The organism is Algoriphagus yeomjeoni, from assembly GCF_003259505.1.
In the GTDB taxonomy this organism is placed as follows: Bacteria; Bacteroidota; Bacteroidia; order Cytophagales; family Cyclobacteriaceae; genus Algoriphagus; species Algoriphagus yeomjeoni.
Window position 1 is genome coordinate 50,426 of sequence record NZ_QLLK01000012.1, and the last position, 15,603, is coordinate 66,028.

The following is a 15,603-nucleotide window of genomic DNA, read 5'->3' on the forward strand; positions in this document are numbered from 1 at the left end:
CTGAACCAAATTTTCTTTGGCTTGGGCCGACGAATGGCTACCTTGCAAAAAATTACAGATTCTACTCATGCCGAAAAAGTATTTCCTATCCATACTCCTACTCATTTGGGTTAGTACTAACTCTTTTGCGCAGCTGGTTTTAGATAATCAGGATATTTATGAAGCTGCAAATTCAGTAAATCTGAATTCACCGTATCATACGACACTCTCATTTTTTTATAATCTGGAAGAAGGAAATTATAAGCCAGAAAATGCAGCGAAAACACTGGACCTCTCAGATGTTGAATCAAAAAATGGAGAGCGTCTTGCTGTAAAACTGAAGCAGATATTTGAGGGTAAAGGAATACTAATTCGAACTAACGATATTCCAAACGAGCAAAACTATTCAGATAGCACATCCGCACAGGATGAAAACATCTATTATTTCGATAAGAAAAAACTGCCGGGAATATTTCTAAAAAAAACCGGTGAAAGTTGGAAATATTCAGCTTTTAGTGTCACTCAAATAGACAAACTGCACTCCGAGACTTATCCTTTCGGTACCGCAAAGCTTCTTAATATCCTACCTAAAATCGGCAATGAGCAATATCTAGGTCTCCATTTATGGCAATTGGTAGGCTTATTCATCCTACTCTTATTGGTTTTTCTTGCACATTGGGTGTTCACTTTGGTAGTTGACAAATTGATACTTTACCTATTTAAAAGGTATGGCTACGGCAAGGTGGGTGAAGATTATATTTTGCCCGTCGCTCGAGTGATAAGCTTCTATCTAATTGTGGTCTTACTTTCACTTTTCATCCGAGTGCTGCAATTGCCAATCGAGATTTGGTCTTGGATAGTGATTGTGTTTAGAACACTGAAGCCTTTTCTGATCACTATCATTTTTTACAAATTGGCAGATGTGGTAGCGGCTTATTTTACCAAGCTAGCAACTAAGACAGAGTCTACTTTAGATGATCAGTTAGTGCCTTTGATGCGAAAAACCCTCAAAGCTTTCGTCATCATCGTTGGTACACTGTTCATCCTTAGAGATGGACTGAACCTCGACATTATCCCATTCCTAACTGGTCTTTCTATAGGTGGTGTAGCTATTGCTTTAGCTGCTCAGGACACCATTAAAAACTTTTTTGGATCGGTGATGATTTTCATTGACAAACCCTTCCAAGTGGGAGACTGGATCACTTCGGGTGATATCGATGGAACTGTGGAAGAAGTAGGGTTTCGATCTACCCGAATCAGGACTTTTAGAAATTCTCTCATGTATGTGCCTAATGGAAAAATAGCGGATGCAGTGCTAGACAATCATGGTTTGAGACAATACAGAAGGTTTTACACCACACTAACAGTCACTTATGATACACCTCCTGCTTTGATCGATGAATTTGTAAAGGGTCTTCGGGAAATTGTATTGGCTCACCCAGATACGCGAAAGGATATGTTTCATGTGTATTTCAACAATCTATCATCTTATAGTCAGGACATCATGTTTTACATTTTCTTCGAAGTGCCTACTTGGGGTGAAGAACTGAGATGCAGACATGAGATTTTGGTAAAGATTGTGAAGCTTGCCAATTCAATCGGGGTGCGATTTGCATTCCCTACTCAGACATTGCACATGGAATCTTTTCCTGAAAAAAAGACGCTTGTCCCTGAATATAGCGGTGGATATGAAGCAAAGTTGAATGACTTCCTTCAGTCAGAACTTAAGCGAAAAAACGATTAAGTAATCTATTTCACTTCAAAGGTTCGTGTGTAATTTCTTGCTTCTCCTTGGGGAGTTTTAGTTTTCAGTGTGATCTGATATTTACCTTTAAGATCAGGGAGCTTTATTTCCATTGAGTTACTCACAGGCGCTGAATCTGGGACAGCAGACCAGTAAATAACAGTTCGCCAATCCATAATTCTTTGATCGTCCATTGGAGCTGAAAAAAGCGATTCGGTAGATTTTACTTTAGGCTGAATACCTTCATAATCGAGATAGATGGAATTCGAAGGGATAGGAAATCCTCCAAAATCATTCTCATAAGAACTGAAACTCATTACCCCTGGAAATTTCTCTTCATTTAAGAAAAAAGTCCGTGTCAACACATCTAACTTTTTGAAATTAGTAGGATCGAATGCTGCCAGCTCATCTGAATTAAAAACAACCAATGCGTCCACAAGCATAAGTGGATTGGAGTCAAACACTGTATTCATGACGTTGTCCAAAATTCGAAATTCTTTCTTTTTCTGAATATTCTTTTGGGAAATCTCAGGGACATACTCCTTAATCACCGTACCAACAGTTTCAAATCTGGTATAATCATCAAGCAGGTAGGTTCGGTCTTCCAAAAACCCTGTCACTACTGGCATTTGTGTTGCATCATACTCATTGACGAAGTAGCCTTCTATCTGCCCGCCTTTCAACAATTCCTGAAGATAAAGCTGATCTTCTGGACTTATTTCAAGTTGAGGAAAAATAAAATCCTTTTTAAAATGAGTCGCTGGAGCTGGAGAAACTACTCCAAAATCCAATAAAGATCCATTTTCATCAGCTTGGGCAACCAAATACTTCCAGTTCCTCATCCCTCCTGCATCGAAGTACATGCTTCCATTTGCATCGGGACGATCTGTAAAAAGCGCTGACTTTTCTCCATGCAAAGACATGTAATACAATTTGGTGGTGTCTACTGCAGCTTCATCAAGTTTGGCTTCGATGACATGCCCAAAAAGCTCTGGAATCAAATTATGCTCATCTATAGACTCATAGGCAGACGTAGAAGAAATCATCCCTTGATCAGCTAAGAAAGGATTCAATGAGGCTATGCTCAAATTGGATAGTTCAACACCGGTAGGCAATTCAATTTTTAAGGTGCTCCCAGCTTCATTGATTTGTCGGGATAACACGATCTCACTTGACTCTTGATTTATTGTAACCAGCTTTCGCTCAGCAACTACTGTAGGAGGAACTGTTTTATTAAATACTGTGACGAACTGTTGAACTAATCCTTCCTCTAAATTTTGGTATGGACTTATTCTGGTAAATACCCGAAGAAGATAATTATCAGATGGAAGATTTGGCGGAATCTGAAGAAAATTAAAACTCTGACCATCCTCTAAAGGCATCTTAGCAATCGCAACTGACTCATTATAACGATTCAGCAACTCTGCGTAAATGATCTTTGATTCGGTAGGAATGTCTCCATTTAGAGATTTACTATGTATCCAAACTCTTTCTCCTCCAAAATAGATTGTTTTTGGAATGGTAAAATAGACTGTTTCATTTTCAATAGTCTGTCCTAAGGTCATTGTGATGAAACCCAGAGAACAAATTAATATGGCGAGGCATTTATGTGATAAGTTCATATTAATCCTGCCAGAAATCAGGTTTTACATTTGTTCCTCTAAGCGTACAATCAGAACATGGTCTAGGCGATCCTTGATACCCAATTGGCTCCAATTCATTAAACTCAGAAAAAATTGGAAATACAGGAACAAAGCTGCCGCTTGCAAATGATTGAGCATACTCAGTTTTGGGTATGGTATCAGGTTCAACAAAACATCCTCCATAAGCGGGCTCAAATACAATCCAAGGTGCTACTTCTTGCACAGAGATAAACAATCTCTTTTGTCTAATCGTACCCAAGCTTACAAATCCTACCACCGGTGCATCCGGGTTTTGATCATTGTTGATGTTACCACCAATATTTGAGGGTAACGGGCTAAAAATCGATCCTATATCATCAGAGTTTTTTCGAAGAATCTCCCAGAATTCAGATGCTTTTTTATCCAGTGCTTTCTGGGAAATCAAAATGCTATATTTTAATCCTAGCCGCTCGTCATTCTCCAGAATTTGGGTAATTGACTGTCTGAAAACGAATTGGTCTTCAAATCTTGAAGAGGTTTCCAATATTAAATCAGAGCTCACTGAACCTCGATAGCACAAATCTGTTCTTTCATCTTGACCCCTAAAAACTATATCTGCTGTCTCAGGATCAAATTTATAATAGGATGGGAACTTAGGGCGAAAAGCATAGGTCTCCTCAAATGTCCACAAGAAATCATCGGCGTTTTCATCTCCTTTTGTTGTCAAATAAACCTCAACTCCCAGCTCATTTTGCACAAAACCAACATCAATGATCTCAGGCGTAAGAATAGGGCGAAGCAAATCAGAAGTATAACTTCTTCCATCATTGGTAGAGATGTAAAGTCTGTAATCCTGATTCTCTGGAATATCATTCGCAAACTCAAATTCTCCAGAACCTAAATCCGTCAGTGGATATTGCTCTCCAGACTCTGATCTCAGAAAAACTTGAGCAGATGGATAGCTAGGTACAAAAGAATCAGTAGTCTGAATATTCTGGGTATAACTTAGCTTCAACTTGCTCGGTAATCCCTCTGTATCCAAATATCCCTCCACTACCAAAACAGACAGATCTGCAGGTTCAATTTCTGGATTGAATGGCTCTCTGCATCCACTAAGGAGTAGTATACAGGAAAATATTAGAAGCACGAGTCTATTCATCAGAAACGGAAATTGTAAGTAATAAACGGAATAGGCTGAGCAAAAATTGACAATTGATAACCTCTCAACTGACCTTCTACAGGAGTGTAATAAACAGAGTATGGATTGCTTCTACCTAACAAATTATAAACTCCAAGTGACCAGGAGGAATGTGCCAATTTTTTAATCTTGTGACTTCCCTCTAGATTGATTGAAAAATCCACTCTGAAATAATCTGGTATTCTGTATGCATTTCGATCTGAGAAATACACGCGCTCAGAACCTGCATATTCAAACTTGGAAATCGGTAATGTGATCGGACGACCTGTGCTGTAATTAACATTTAAGGAAGTATTAACCCGCTTGCTCAATTCATAATTGGCAGTAACGACCAAGTGATGCGGTTGATCAAAATTACTGGAGTAAAAGTCACCATTGTTAATTTTCTCAATACTTGGGTCATCTGAAGTTCTCATCAACGAACGAGAATAAGTATAAGCAATAGACCCCTGTAGTAAGCCAGTACTTTTTCTAAGTAAAAGCTCCACGCCATAAGCCTTCCCATCAGAGTTTAGTACATCCTGTTCTATATTTTCATTGAGAATAATATTAGCTCCAGAACGATAATCCAGCAAGTTTGCCATATAACGATAATAAACTTCTGTAGAAAACTCCAGCTTATTTTGCGCAAGATTTCTATAATAACCCACAGAAGCTTGCCCTCCAGTTTGGGGGCGGATATACGTATCGCTCAACTTCCAGGAATCCGTTGGCGCTATCGAGGAAGTGTTTGACAACAAATGTATATTCTGCCGCATGGTGTTAAATCCAGCTTTGACAGAAGACCTGTTATCCAAGGTGTACCTCGCGGAAACTCTAAATTCAGGTCCGTGATAGGTCTTGACATTTTCACCATCACCAAATGTCACCTCTCCTATCACATTGCTGTCGGTAATTGGAGCACCTTCCACATATTGGTTAACGGTCATTGGCCCAAGCAATTGATAGAACATATACCGACCTCCGTAACTCACTGATAGCTTTTCTGAAACTATAAATTCATCTCCGAAAAACACGGAAACCTCTCGGGCATTTTCCTCATCCAGCTCTTTTTCAAGAACGATTGACTCTGTGCCAAATGGACTATTTCTGCCAGGATTCAGCTTGTACTGAATGCCATGCACACCAAAATTGAAGATATGCTTTTCGCTCTTTCGGTATTCAAAATCTGCTTTCAAAAAGAGTTGATTAACATTGAATCCAAAATCGAAGGAATTCAATGGGTTTTCTACTCCTATTATTCCAAATTCATAACTATCGCTTCCAACAGTAAACCTTCCTTCCAATGCGTCATTGAAAAAGTGCTTCCAACCTAAGGCAAGATTTACATTTTGGTAAGAATAGGTAGTATCTGGGTCAAATCGAAAATCATCTTGACTCAAATAAGCGGTCAACTCTAAAGTATTCTGCTCATTAATGGTATGCTGAATATTTGCATTGATGTCATAGAAGGTGATTTTACTATCATTCAAATCAGCTTCCTCATCCAATAAATTCAGGGCCCAATCCGAGTAAGTAGTCCTTCCTCCAATCATAAAAGTCGTCTTCTCTCCGATCGGACCATCCAGACTCAATCTACTCGTAAGGATACCTATACCACCAGATCCGCCTATTTTGTCTTTTCTTCCAAATTTTGGATCTACCTGCAATACAGAAGAAAGTCGTCCTCCATAGTTGACAGGAATAGATCCCTTATAGAGTTCTACTCCGTTTACGAGGTCTGCATTGAATGCTGAGAAAAATCCGAAAGCATGAGTCGGGTTGAAAATGGTGGAGTTACCATATAGAATTAAGTTTTGATCTGCTGCGCCACCGCGAACATTAAACCCAGAAGTAGCTTCACCAACTGTATTCACTCCCGGCATTATCAAAATCCCTTTGAGCACATCTACCTCACCCAACACCGCAGGAAGTCTTTTTACCTCTGCAATACTGATAGCCTGAACGCCCATATCTAGCTTATTCACGTTCGAAAGCGCACCAGAACTTACTACTACTTCATCAAGGGAAAGTATGGTCTCCTCAATACTCATATTGAATACTCCATCACCTTTTAAATCAATTTGGCGCTGCTCTTGGAAGCCTCCAATATTTTGCACCCAGATGGTGTGTCTTCCCTTTGGAAGGGTCAGCTGATACTTTCCATTCTGATCTGTTGACACTTGATTGTAATCAACTTTCTCTAAAACAATCGCCCCATTCATTGGCTTGCCAGACTCTATGCTGGTCACCACACCACTTAATATTGCTGTTTTTGACTGTGGATTATCGGCTGACTTCCCTATCACAAATCGCTTGTTCTTATCAAATGCACCTAAAGAATCTCCGGGATTTGCAAGATTATCTTGCCGCTCCTGAACTAAAAAATAATCTTTTGGAAAATCAATCTGAATTTTCTGCCCTTTAGAGATCCAAATTCTATTCGACATATCAATTGAATAGGTCAAGCCGGTCTCCGCAAATACTTGATTCAAAATCATCTTGACATCAGAATCATTTGCCTGCAAATTGACTTGAAGATTCTCTACATCTTCCTTTTTGAAGAAAAACTTGTAAGTAGATTCTGTCTCTATTCTTTCAACAAATCTTTCAAATGGCATACCTAAATACATTCCTGTAAACTTAGGATTGTATGTCTGGGCCTTTAACTCAGCAAAAAAGAAAACAACTAAAATCAGCAGTAGAATTTTTTTCATTCAGCAAAGCCATTAAATGTGTTTGAACTGTCTTCTCTTAGCTTGGCTAATTCAAGGATATACCTTTCTTTATCCCCTGAGAAAAAAAGAGACTTGCCTTTGAAATATTTTCTCACATCCTTCTTATTGAGCCCCAGACTTTTAATGGCTTGTTTTTTCCGCCTAACAAGAACAAATTCACCTCCATACCAATAGAAAAAGTCTGAGAACTCTTCGAATTTGTGAGTGAATTTGCCTACCTCCTTTATTGGATCTTTAGTCTTATAATATTTTTTCAATACTTTGATCTTGCCATCACTCTCCACCCTATAGAACCCATTCTTATCGTGCAGATAGGTTTCATTCCCTACATACTTCCTAAAAACGCTCCCATCTTTAAGTTGAAATTCTTCCACCTTTTCAGCGTTTATTAAAATCTTTTGACGGTGAATTGGATGAAAAGTAATTACTTCATCAGCGTTTTCATCATATATCAATGGGACCTCTGTGTACTTAATTTTATTGATGGACAGTGTGCCTTCTCCAAAAGTCCTGTCCAAATAATACGGGTCGCCTTCATAGTTTCTTGGCGATTCTTGATATTGGCCTCCCGTGATAAGCTCCTGAAAATAGGGAAGCTGATCTTTGTATAAAGACAAATAGGTCTGAGACTGCCCAAACGAGTTGGCAGCAATCAGAAAAAACAAAAGAAAAGGTGTGAAAAAGTTTATTTTTAGCATATGTTCGGCGCTATACTAGAGTAGAATATCCTCTCTTTTTCAAGGAATCATCTGAACGGTAAAAATAGTACTTAAATGGATTAACCCCCTCAACTTTCAATAAACCAATAATGGAAAGAAGAAACCTACTTAAATCTATGGCACTTGGTGCGACAGTTTTGCCTGTCGCCTCAGCGTTTGCTACCCCTACGAAGAAAAAGGAATCAACGATACAATTTTCTCTAAACACAAGCACCTTACGTGGCCAAAAACTGGACTTACATCAAATGATCGAAGTTGCCGCCAAGGCAGGTTATGATGGAATAGAACTATGGATCTCAGAATTGGAAGCATATCTAGCGACAGGAAAATCTTTGGCCTCCCTAAAGAAACTTTTCTCGGATGCAAAGCTGATCCCTGTAAACGCTATTGGCTTTGCCCCCTGGATGGCTCAGGATGTGGCCAAGAGCAAAGCAGGCTTTGAGCAGATGGAAAAGGAAATGGGAATGCTGGCGGAAATCGGATGTAAAAGAATAGCTGCCCCAGCGATAGGAGCAACCAATCCTGTTGACTTGCTGGCTGCGGGTGAGCAATATGCTAGACTATTGGAACTAGGCCGAAAAACCGGCGTAATGCCTCAATTGGAGTTTTGGGGAGCTTTCGAACCCTTTCATCAGTTGGGTCAGGCTTTGGCCACAGCAGCAGCAGCAAATGATCCCGATGCCCGTCTCTTGCCTGATGTATATCACTTATTCAGAGGAGGATCTGGATTCGAAGGATTGAAACTTCTCAATGGAAATGCCATCGAGGTATTTCATATGAATGACTTTACTTCCAAACCGAGGCTAGACCAAAAGGACAGTGATCGGGTTTATCCAGGTGATGGCATAGGCCCGATGAAAGAAATAGCTGCTACTTTAAAGGCAATGGGTGGCGATAAATTCCTATCACTTGAGCTTTTCAATGAAACTTATTGGGCGCAGGATGCTCAGGAAGTCGCCAATACCGGTTTGAAGAAAATGAAGCAGTTTTTTTAAGTCTAACGAAATCGAATACAAACGAAAAACCCTTTCAAATTCAATTTGAAAGGGTTTTTCGTTTTCTTAATCTTCCTTTTTATCTACCTCTTTCAAAAAAGATATCAGACCTGGAAAGAAATGCTCCGGATCGTCGTACTGACTGAGGTGGCTACCATTTGGACAAAGTAAAAATTGCCCATTCGGCAACTCCTCTGACATCCACTCCAAATGAGCTGGATCCATGGTGTCATGAGTGCCCGCTATGACTAAAGTAGGCACGGTAATTTGCTTTAAATCTGCCTTTCTGTCCCATCCTTCCAGCGAAGCCCCTGGCGTAATCCCAAATTCGCTATACCCCTGCATATAGACATAGACTTCTGGGTTCATCTCTCCCATCATCTTGTTTATTTCTGCTGGCCATTGATCAGCAGGCTTGCGAAGTACATGATAGGGATAATGATGCTCACCCAGCAATTCCATGTAGCGAGGATTTTCGAAGTCATTGTTCTTCTCTATTTCCATCAGCTCAGCAAATACTTCTTGAGGCATTTGAGGACCTAGAACTTCCTTAGCATATTTTTCATAGTCATCTAGGCTCGCCATCATATTGGAAATGATTAATCCCTTGAGATTTTCCTGATGTTGAAGTGCGTATTCTATCCCCAGCATGCCGCCCCAGGATTGTCCGTAGAGATAGAAATTATCTTTGTTAAGCCCCAGTGCAACTCGCACTTGCTCCACTTCATTCACAAAACGGTCGATTGTCCAAAGTGTGGAATCACTCGGCTGATCTGAAAATGCCGATCCCAACTGATCGTACCATATGAATTCGATTCCTTCTTGGGGTAGAAAGTCTATGAAATTCGAATATTGCTGATGAGTCATCCCTGGTCCACCATGAAGTAGCAAGACTTTAATGTCTGGATTGTCCCCTACTCGCTGGGTAAAAACATTGAATTCTCCCTTTGGAGTTTGTATTGGGATCATCTTGATACTTTCCTCAAACTCATCTAAAGTTGATTCTGACTCGATAGACTCAGTTTGATTGGATGCTTGACAGGAAGAAAAGATAATTGCTGCAGAAAGAAGTAGAAACCAACCCGTTTTCATAAGTAAGCCATTTTGTGAGTTGTTAATCTACCAGAAAGAAATCATAGATTCAACTTGAAATGAGGTTGATTTTTTTAAAGGACGCGGTAGTTTCTTGAATTAAGGAACATTGGGCATCATACTTTACTAAAGTCGATTAATTGTCTGTATCCTTTAATTTGAATTTCAGAATATGGGAAATAACTGATAAATAGATTTGAAGTATGCTGAAGTCATGTCCTTTGAGTCAATTTCACGATAGTAACTTTATCAGAAATTATACAATCGAAATCTTTGAATTTAATATTAGGATAAACACTCATAATTCCTTCTTCTAAATTATCCTCTAATTCAAAATATGAATTTGTCACCACTAAAACAGGAAATACATATAGGCAACCTGAAGGAAATTCAATTCCAAGATTTTGAAATTTTTCGTTCAACTTCGATGAAATAGTTTCATCAATTTCTTGCATGGAAAATCTTTCATCACTTTCAATTATCGCAGTCGAAATTTTTTTATCATCAGAGATAGATAAAACCAAAAAATAACCCTTGTACTTTTTCTTAAATTGTTCATTAGGCCTAATTTCCAAGATCAAATTTTGAATGATTAACTTCTTGAAATCTTGAGGAATTGCATATTCTTCTATTTCCTGCCCAAAATTCTGGACAGGAAATAGAAATAAAATTAATATGGTTATTATAACGGATCGCATGCAGTTCTTTTAGCTTTTTTATAATACTAATACCCCAATCCTATGAACTTGGAGTTAATTAGATTTTCAATCAAATGATAACCAAGTTATCCGCAAATAACACCTGGAAGAGTTCAGATTTATAAATATTTTTTCCTCTAATAACTATGTCTTCAATTTTGTTTGAGGCAAATAGATTGTTGAACAATTGAAATTCAGGAAAGAAGCCTTCGCAGCACTTAATCAACATATTAGCAAAATAAACTTGTTCCTCAGAATAAGGGTAATAACTGATAAAGGGATTGATCGATTCCTTGGAAAATTCATCAACCGTAGCAGTGAATTCTTTAAAAGGAATTATTGCTTGTGGCTTTTGACTGGTAAAATATATACCAACCAACTTCCCAATTTGACTGATGCAGAGGCCAATTCCCAAATTTCTTTGAAGAAGAATTTCTAGCTTGAATGAATAGGAGTGAGCTCCAGAAGAGCGATCCGTCACCCTTTTAAATTGGTCATTTTCCTTAATGCAGGCAACAAAAGAACACCAAGATTTTTCCAATTCAATTCTTTCATTTGCTAACTTTTCAAAGTTCCTCTGTGTCCTTTCGATATCGAATTGGTCTCTTTGATTGATTTCGATAAATTCCTCGTCGTTTTTTGCATAAAGATCATCTCTATGCATTGGATAAGAATAGTTTACTAACTCTTTGATGTAGAAATTCATATCAAATTAACAATTTGGACTATAGATGGAACTACAATTCGTGACATTCCTTTTAGGAAAGTTTGATGTAGTCGAACCTGGCGCGAAAACTTTGAGAAATTTATCAAAATACTCCACAAAATACGCTTTAGTATTAGTGTTTAGCGGGTTATGAGGCTGAGGAACTGTTTGAATTACACCAAGAGCTGATGCATTAGCAGAAAATTGAAGAATTCTTTCAGCTCCATATTTTGTAAAATACCAGTATGTCCCTCCATTTTCTGATCTTGAATAAAGATCTCCACTTAAAATTATATCAGGAAAAAATTGAAGCAAATAATCAATTGCAGACCCACTACCTGCAGTATTTATAATTGTTCCCGAATGTTCATAATTCATAGCAAAATCGCTAATTCCATTACTTAATGCAAAATAAAAATCAAATTGATTAATAGATTGACCATTTTCAAATTTTACACCATTCAAATTCCCTTCCCAAAATGAATTATCTGAACCTCCGGAAATATTTCCAAATGAATTAATGCAAAGTCTATCTCCAGGCCCTTCCTCTTCCTCCTCTTCGCAATCCACTGTCACTCCTTCCAAATTTCCTTCAGGAACTTCGCACTCTTCATCAGTTGGAGTGGGATCACCTCCACCACCTCCGCCCCCACCAGTATCACCAGGAGTAGGAGGAGCCATCACCAATTCACATTCCATTCCATTCGTTGTAGTACCAATTTCTTCCGGGGTTGTACACCCAATACCCTCAAAACAAGTATATTGGAACCAGGTGGTCTCAACTACGTAACAATAAAGTTGAAAGTTGGAGGTTCTTGCAGACGTTCCTGACCCCTTCTTTTCTTGGTTTTTTAAATCCTTAATCCTATGGGTTTTTACCCCATCTTTAATCCTCCAGCCACTGATGAAATCACCATTCCATCTGTAAAAACGATACACCCCAGAGAAATCCGTCAGAATTTTTTGATATCCACCCTCCATAAAATCTTTCAATTTGAATTTCTTATCCGGGCTATCTGGATAAATATTCAAAAAATAAGGGACATAACTCCCATCTTGCTTTGGAAAGAGAATTAAGGTTTGGAGTATTGATGTTTTTTCCAGCTTAGCTGTTTTCAAATGCTTTGGAATGGCAATTTCCTCAAAATCAAATTGAACCTCAATAACCTTCTTTCCATCCGATTGATGGTACACTTTGGATTTAGACCAGTCAGGCTTTCCTTTTCCATTTTTGAGCTTTCTTGCATTTTCGTGATCTTGAATTTGATTTTCAAAGCCTTCATACCAAGATTTAGCCGCTATTATATCTGAGTTTTCAAGCTCAGAAACATCCTCAATTTCCTGCTCAATACAGGAAGACGCAAGCAACCCCATAAAGACTGCCATCAAAATTCCAACTAACCTAAATAATGGTTTGGTTTGGTTTGGTTTGGTTTGGTTTATATAACATAGTATTAAAAATTTAATATCTCTAAGAACTTATTTTGGTTTCTATTTTGCAAGAAAAAACTAAAGAAATCTTTAGAAAATAAACTAACAGCATGTTTTTAAATATAAATGAGAAAAACCCAGATATAAAAAAATCCAAGCCTCTCGACCTGGATTTTTTAGACTTCTGACTTTATATTTCAGACCTTTTCAATCCAATCCACTCCAGTATCCTTCCAAGCTCTCTCATTTGCAGAGTTGATTACTGCTTCGCAAACTTTCTGCGTTTCAAATGCATCTCTGAACGTAGGATGGCAAGCTTCGCCTGCTTCTAAACTATGGAAGAAATCTGCCACTTGGTGAATAAATGAGTGCTCATAGCCAATAGAAGTGCCAGGAATCCACCATCTATCCATATATGGATGATCTCCATCTGTCACGTGAATTGATCTCCAGCCACGAACTTCTCCTTCGTCACTGTGATCAAAATACTCCAAGCGAGTCAAATCATGCAAATCCCAGCGGATGGAAGCATGCTCACCATTAATTTCAAAGGTATAAAGTGCTTTATGACCTCTAGCGTAACGAGTTGCCTCGAATAAACCCAGAGAACCATTATCAAAGTGGCAATGGAAAACACAGGCATCATCAATAGTTACCTTCTTCTTTTCTCCAGTACTTTGATGAACGCGCTCTTTGATGAAAGTTTCTGTCATGGCAGAAACATCTTTAATCCCACCATTCAGCCACATCGCAGTATCAATGCAATGTGCAAGCAAATCACCGGTAACACCAGAACCTGCAGCATCAGCATCCAATCTCCAAAGTGCATCTCCACCTTGCGGCAGATCTGGGCTAATAGTCCAGTCTTGCAGGAAGTTTGCCCGGTAATGGAAAATCTGTCCTAGCTTGCCAGAGGCTACGATTTTCTTAGCAAGTGTCACCGCAGGAACTCTTCTGTAATTGTACCAAACGGTGTTTTTCACACCCGCTTTCTCCACAGCTTCCACCATTCCTTTTGCCTCAGCAACAGTTCTTGCAAGGGGTTTTTCGCATAGAATCATTTTACCCGCTTCGGCCGCGGCAATTGCAATCTCAGCGTGTGTATCATTTGGAGTACAAATGTCCACCGCATCGATATCATCTCTTTTTAAGAGTTCTCTCCAGTCGGTTTCCACAGATTTGTAGCCCCACTGATCTGCAAAAGCCTGTGCTTTTTCCTCTCTTCGTGAGCAGCAAGCCTGCAAAACCGGAACGTATTCATATTCTGGAAAAAAGTCAGGAACTCTCTTGTATCCGTTTGTGTGGATTCGGCCCATTAGTCCAGTACCGATGAGTCCTATTCTTATATGTTTCTTATTCTTCATTATTGTAAAATTTTAAAATTGAAAGATTGGAAGATTGGGTTGAAAGTTGCAAAGTAGGAAGGTTGAAGAGTGTTGAATCGACTAAGGTTTGATTTAGAATTAGTGATTCAAAATTCCCCAGCCACACCCATCTTCGTTCGCATATTTTTCAGATTTCTGATTTCTGATTTCTGATTTTAGCTTTCAGCTTTACCAACCGTGTGCATTTCTCACTTTCACCAATGCCGCAAGGATGTCATTCCAGGTTTGTTGACTTTCCATGACAGAATTTGGGAACATACAGCCATCCCAGCAGATATGCTTGAAAGCTTTGGTCAATTCACCTTTATCATCACGTAGCCAATAACCCGCATCATGAGCAATATCTAAAACTCCATTTGGATCGGTAGCTTGACAATGTCTTCCTGTCTTGTCATGTGAGCCTTGTCCGAATACTGAACCATCGTTTTGAGCAACATGAAAATCAATTGTCCACGGTCTAAGTGCATCAGTTACGGTTTTCAAAGCAGCTTTTACTGCCTCACGGTCATTCAGATCTGCATCCTTTGGCAGGATTCTATGCTCAGGAGCATTATAGCCCATGGTATAAAGAAAAGTATGCGACATGTCTGCCTGGAAACCAATGTTCGGACGATCGACCATCTCAAGTAGCTCAACCATGTATTTCCAGCTGTGCATCGCACCCCAGCAGATTTCACCTTCTGTTGCAAGTTTCTCGCCGTAGCCTGCAGCCACGTCACATGCCTCTCTAAATGTTTCTGCAATGATTTTTGTGTTTCCAGCAGGATCCTTAGCCCAGTCTTCTACACCAGCAGCAGAATCAATTCTTATTACTCCATAAGGGCGCACTCCAAGATCTCGAAGTTTTTTCCCGAATTCACAGGCATTGCGAACCATGTCAACAAAAGTCTTACGCTGATCAGCCGTTCCCATCGCAGAGCCCGCCCAAATCGGAGCAACTAATGAGCCTGCAACCAAATTATGTTTTTGGAGCTTTTCTGCAAGGATCTTGGTTTCATCCGAATTATCCAATTTGAAATGTGGCTCTAGCAAACCTAGATCTACTCCATCAAATTTCACCCCATCAACTTCAGCTGCTGCTGTCATTGCCAGAAGGGAATCGAAAGGAATTACAGGTTCAGAATCTGCTCCTTTGCCTACGATTCCAGGCCAGGTAGCATTGTGTAGTTTTGGGTAATTGTTCATTGTATGTGGTTATTATGTTAAAGGTATTTTTTATTGTATTTGTCACCATGATCAAGTTGAGAGATGTCGACGGTCCACTGACCACAGTCCACCGAGGCTCAGTGGACTATGGACTGTTGACCGTGGACAATC

The 15,603-nt window shown here is 39.2% G+C and carries 12 protein-coding genes; 2 read left to right on the forward strand and 10 right to left on the reverse strand.

Features of this window, described 5'->3' with window-relative positions:
• The first annotated feature begins 67 nt into the window (after positions 1 to 67).
• Positions 68 to 1,723, forward strand: a complete 1,656-nt coding sequence (locus LV83_RS17555; protein ID WP_111612868.1) for a mechanosensitive ion channel family protein — start codon at positions 68 to 70, stop codon at positions 1,721 to 1,723.
• A 5-nt stretch (positions 1,724 to 1,728) separates the two neighbouring features.
• On the opposite strand, the gene LV83_RS17560 is transcribed toward LV83_RS17555, so the two are convergent.
• From LV83_RS17560 to LV83_RS17575, 4 genes are read right to left on the reverse strand one after another with little or no spacing between them, the layout of a single operon-like run.
• A complete protein-coding gene (locus tag LV83_RS17560) occupies positions 1,729 to 3,288 on the reverse strand; it encodes a hypothetical protein (RefSeq protein WP_111612869.1) in 1,560 nt (519 codons plus the stop codon).
• A gap of 58 nt (positions 3,289 to 3,346) precedes the next feature.
• Positions 3,347 to 4,504, reverse strand: a complete 1,158-nt coding sequence (locus LV83_RS17565; RefSeq protein WP_111612870.1) for a DUF4249 domain-containing protein — start codon at positions 4,502 to 4,504, stop codon at positions 3,347 to 3,349.
• A complete protein-coding gene (locus LV83_RS17570; RefSeq protein WP_111612871.1) occupies positions 4,504 to 7,239 on the reverse strand; it encodes a TonB-dependent receptor in 2,736 nt (911 codons plus the stop codon). Before LV83_RS17570 ends, LV83_RS17565 begins: the two co-directional genes overlap by 1 nt.
• Positions 7,236 to 7,958, reverse strand: coding sequence for a hypothetical protein (locus LV83_RS17575; protein WP_111612872.1), 723 nt, complete (start codon positions 7,956 to 7,958; stop codon positions 7,236 to 7,238). The genes LV83_RS17570 and LV83_RS17575 overlap by 4 nt, the downstream gene beginning before the upstream one ends.
• Positions 7,959 to 8,068: 110 nt before the next feature.
• Here LV83_RS17575 and LV83_RS17580 point away from each other — a divergent pair, with 110 nt between their 5' ends.
• Positions 8,069 to 8,974 carry a sugar phosphate isomerase/epimerase family protein gene (locus LV83_RS17580; protein WP_211320501.1) on the forward strand — a complete coding sequence of 302 codons (906 nt, stop codon included), beginning with the start codon at positions 8,069 to 8,071 and terminating at the stop codon, positions 8,972 to 8,974.
• 66 nt (positions 8,975 to 9,040) lie between these two features.
• Here the strand turns inward: LV83_RS17580 and LV83_RS17585 are convergent, their stop codons facing one another.
• The 6 genes from LV83_RS17585 to LV83_RS17610 all read right to left on the reverse strand — a co-directional run bounded on the left by LV83_RS17585 (position 9,041) and on the right by LV83_RS17610 (position 15,471).
• Positions 9,041 to 10,066: a proline iminopeptidase-family hydrolase gene (locus tag LV83_RS17585; RefSeq protein ID WP_111612874.1), complete on the reverse strand. Its 1,026-nt coding sequence runs from the start codon at positions 10,064 to 10,066 to the stop codon at positions 9,041 to 9,043.
• A gap of 212 nt (positions 10,067 to 10,278) precedes the next feature.
• Positions 10,279 to 10,764: a hypothetical protein gene (locus LV83_RS17590; protein ID WP_111612875.1), complete on the reverse strand. Its 486-nt coding sequence runs from the start codon at positions 10,762 to 10,764 to the stop codon at positions 10,279 to 10,281.
• Positions 10,765 to 10,834: 70 nt separating this feature from the next.
• Positions 10,835 to 11,470: a hypothetical protein gene (locus LV83_RS17595; protein ID WP_111612876.1), complete on the reverse strand. Its 636-nt coding sequence runs from the start codon at positions 11,468 to 11,470 to the stop codon at positions 10,835 to 10,837.
• A 6-nt stretch (positions 11,471 to 11,476) separates the two neighbouring features.
• A complete protein-coding gene (locus tag LV83_RS17600; protein WP_146613748.1) occupies positions 11,477 to 12,856 on the reverse strand; it encodes a hypothetical protein in 1,380 nt (459 codons plus the stop codon).
• Positions 12,857 to 13,098: 242 nt separating this feature from the next.
• The gene (locus LV83_RS17605; RefSeq protein ID WP_111612878.1) at positions 13,099 to 14,265 is read right to left on the reverse strand and encodes a Gfo/Idh/MocA family protein; all 1,167 of its coding nucleotides are present in this window, start codon (positions 14,263 to 14,265) and stop codon (positions 13,099 to 13,101) included.
• A 189-nt stretch (positions 14,266 to 14,454) separates the two neighbouring features.
• Positions 14,455 to 15,471 carry a sugar phosphate isomerase/epimerase family protein gene (locus LV83_RS17610; RefSeq protein WP_111612879.1) on the reverse strand — a complete coding sequence of 339 codons (1,017 nt, stop codon included), beginning with the start codon at positions 15,469 to 15,471 and terminating at the stop codon, positions 14,455 to 14,457.
• Positions 15,472 to 15,603 lie beyond the last annotated feature (132 nt).

Excerpts from the sequence above, each read along its gene's own strand:
- LV83_RS17600 (WP_146613748.1), bottom strand. The coding sequence starts at position 12,856 with ATGGCAGTCTTTATGGGGTTGCTTGCGTCTTCCTGTATTGAGCAGGAA.
- LV83_RS17565 (WP_111612870.1), bottom strand. The coding sequence starts at position 4,504 with ATGAATAGACTCGTGCTTCTAATATTTTCCTGTATACTACTCCTTAGT.
- LV83_RS17570 (WP_111612871.1), bottom strand. The coding sequence starts at position 7,239 with ATGAAAAAAATTCTACTGCTGATTTTAGTTGTTTTCTTTTTTGCTGAG.
- LV83_RS17580 (WP_211320501.1), top strand. The coding sequence starts at position 8,069 with ATGGAAAGAAGAAACCTACTTAAATCTATGGCACTTGGTGCGACAGTT.
- LV83_RS17575 (WP_111612872.1), bottom strand. The coding sequence starts at position 7,958 with ATGCTAAAAATAAACTTTTTCACACCTTTTCTTTTGTTTTTTCTGATT.
- LV83_RS17560 (WP_111612869.1), bottom strand. The coding sequence starts at position 3,288 with ATGACCTTAGGACAGACTATTGAAAATGAAACAGTCTATTTTACCATT.
- LV83_RS17605 (WP_111612878.1), bottom strand. The coding sequence starts at position 14,265 with ATGAAGAATAAGAAACATATAAGAATAGGACTCATCGGTACTGGACTA.
- LV83_RS17555 (WP_111612868.1), top strand. The coding sequence starts at position 68 with ATGCCGAAAAAGTATTTCCTATCCATACTCCTACTCATTTGGGTTAGT.
- LV83_RS17585 (WP_111612874.1), bottom strand. The coding sequence starts at position 10,066 with ATGAAAACGGGTTGGTTTCTACTTCTTTCTGCAGCAATTATCTTTTCT.
- LV83_RS17590 (WP_111612875.1), bottom strand. The coding sequence starts at position 10,764 with ATGCGATCCGTTATAATAACCATATTAATTTTATTTCTATTTCCTGTC.
- LV83_RS17610 (WP_111612879.1), bottom strand. The coding sequence starts at position 15,471 with ATGAACAATTACCCAAAACTACACAATGCTACCTGGCCTGGAATCGTA.
- LV83_RS17595 (WP_111612876.1), bottom strand. The coding sequence starts at position 11,470 with ATGAATTTCTACATCAAAGAGTTAGTAAACTATTCTTATCCAATGCAT.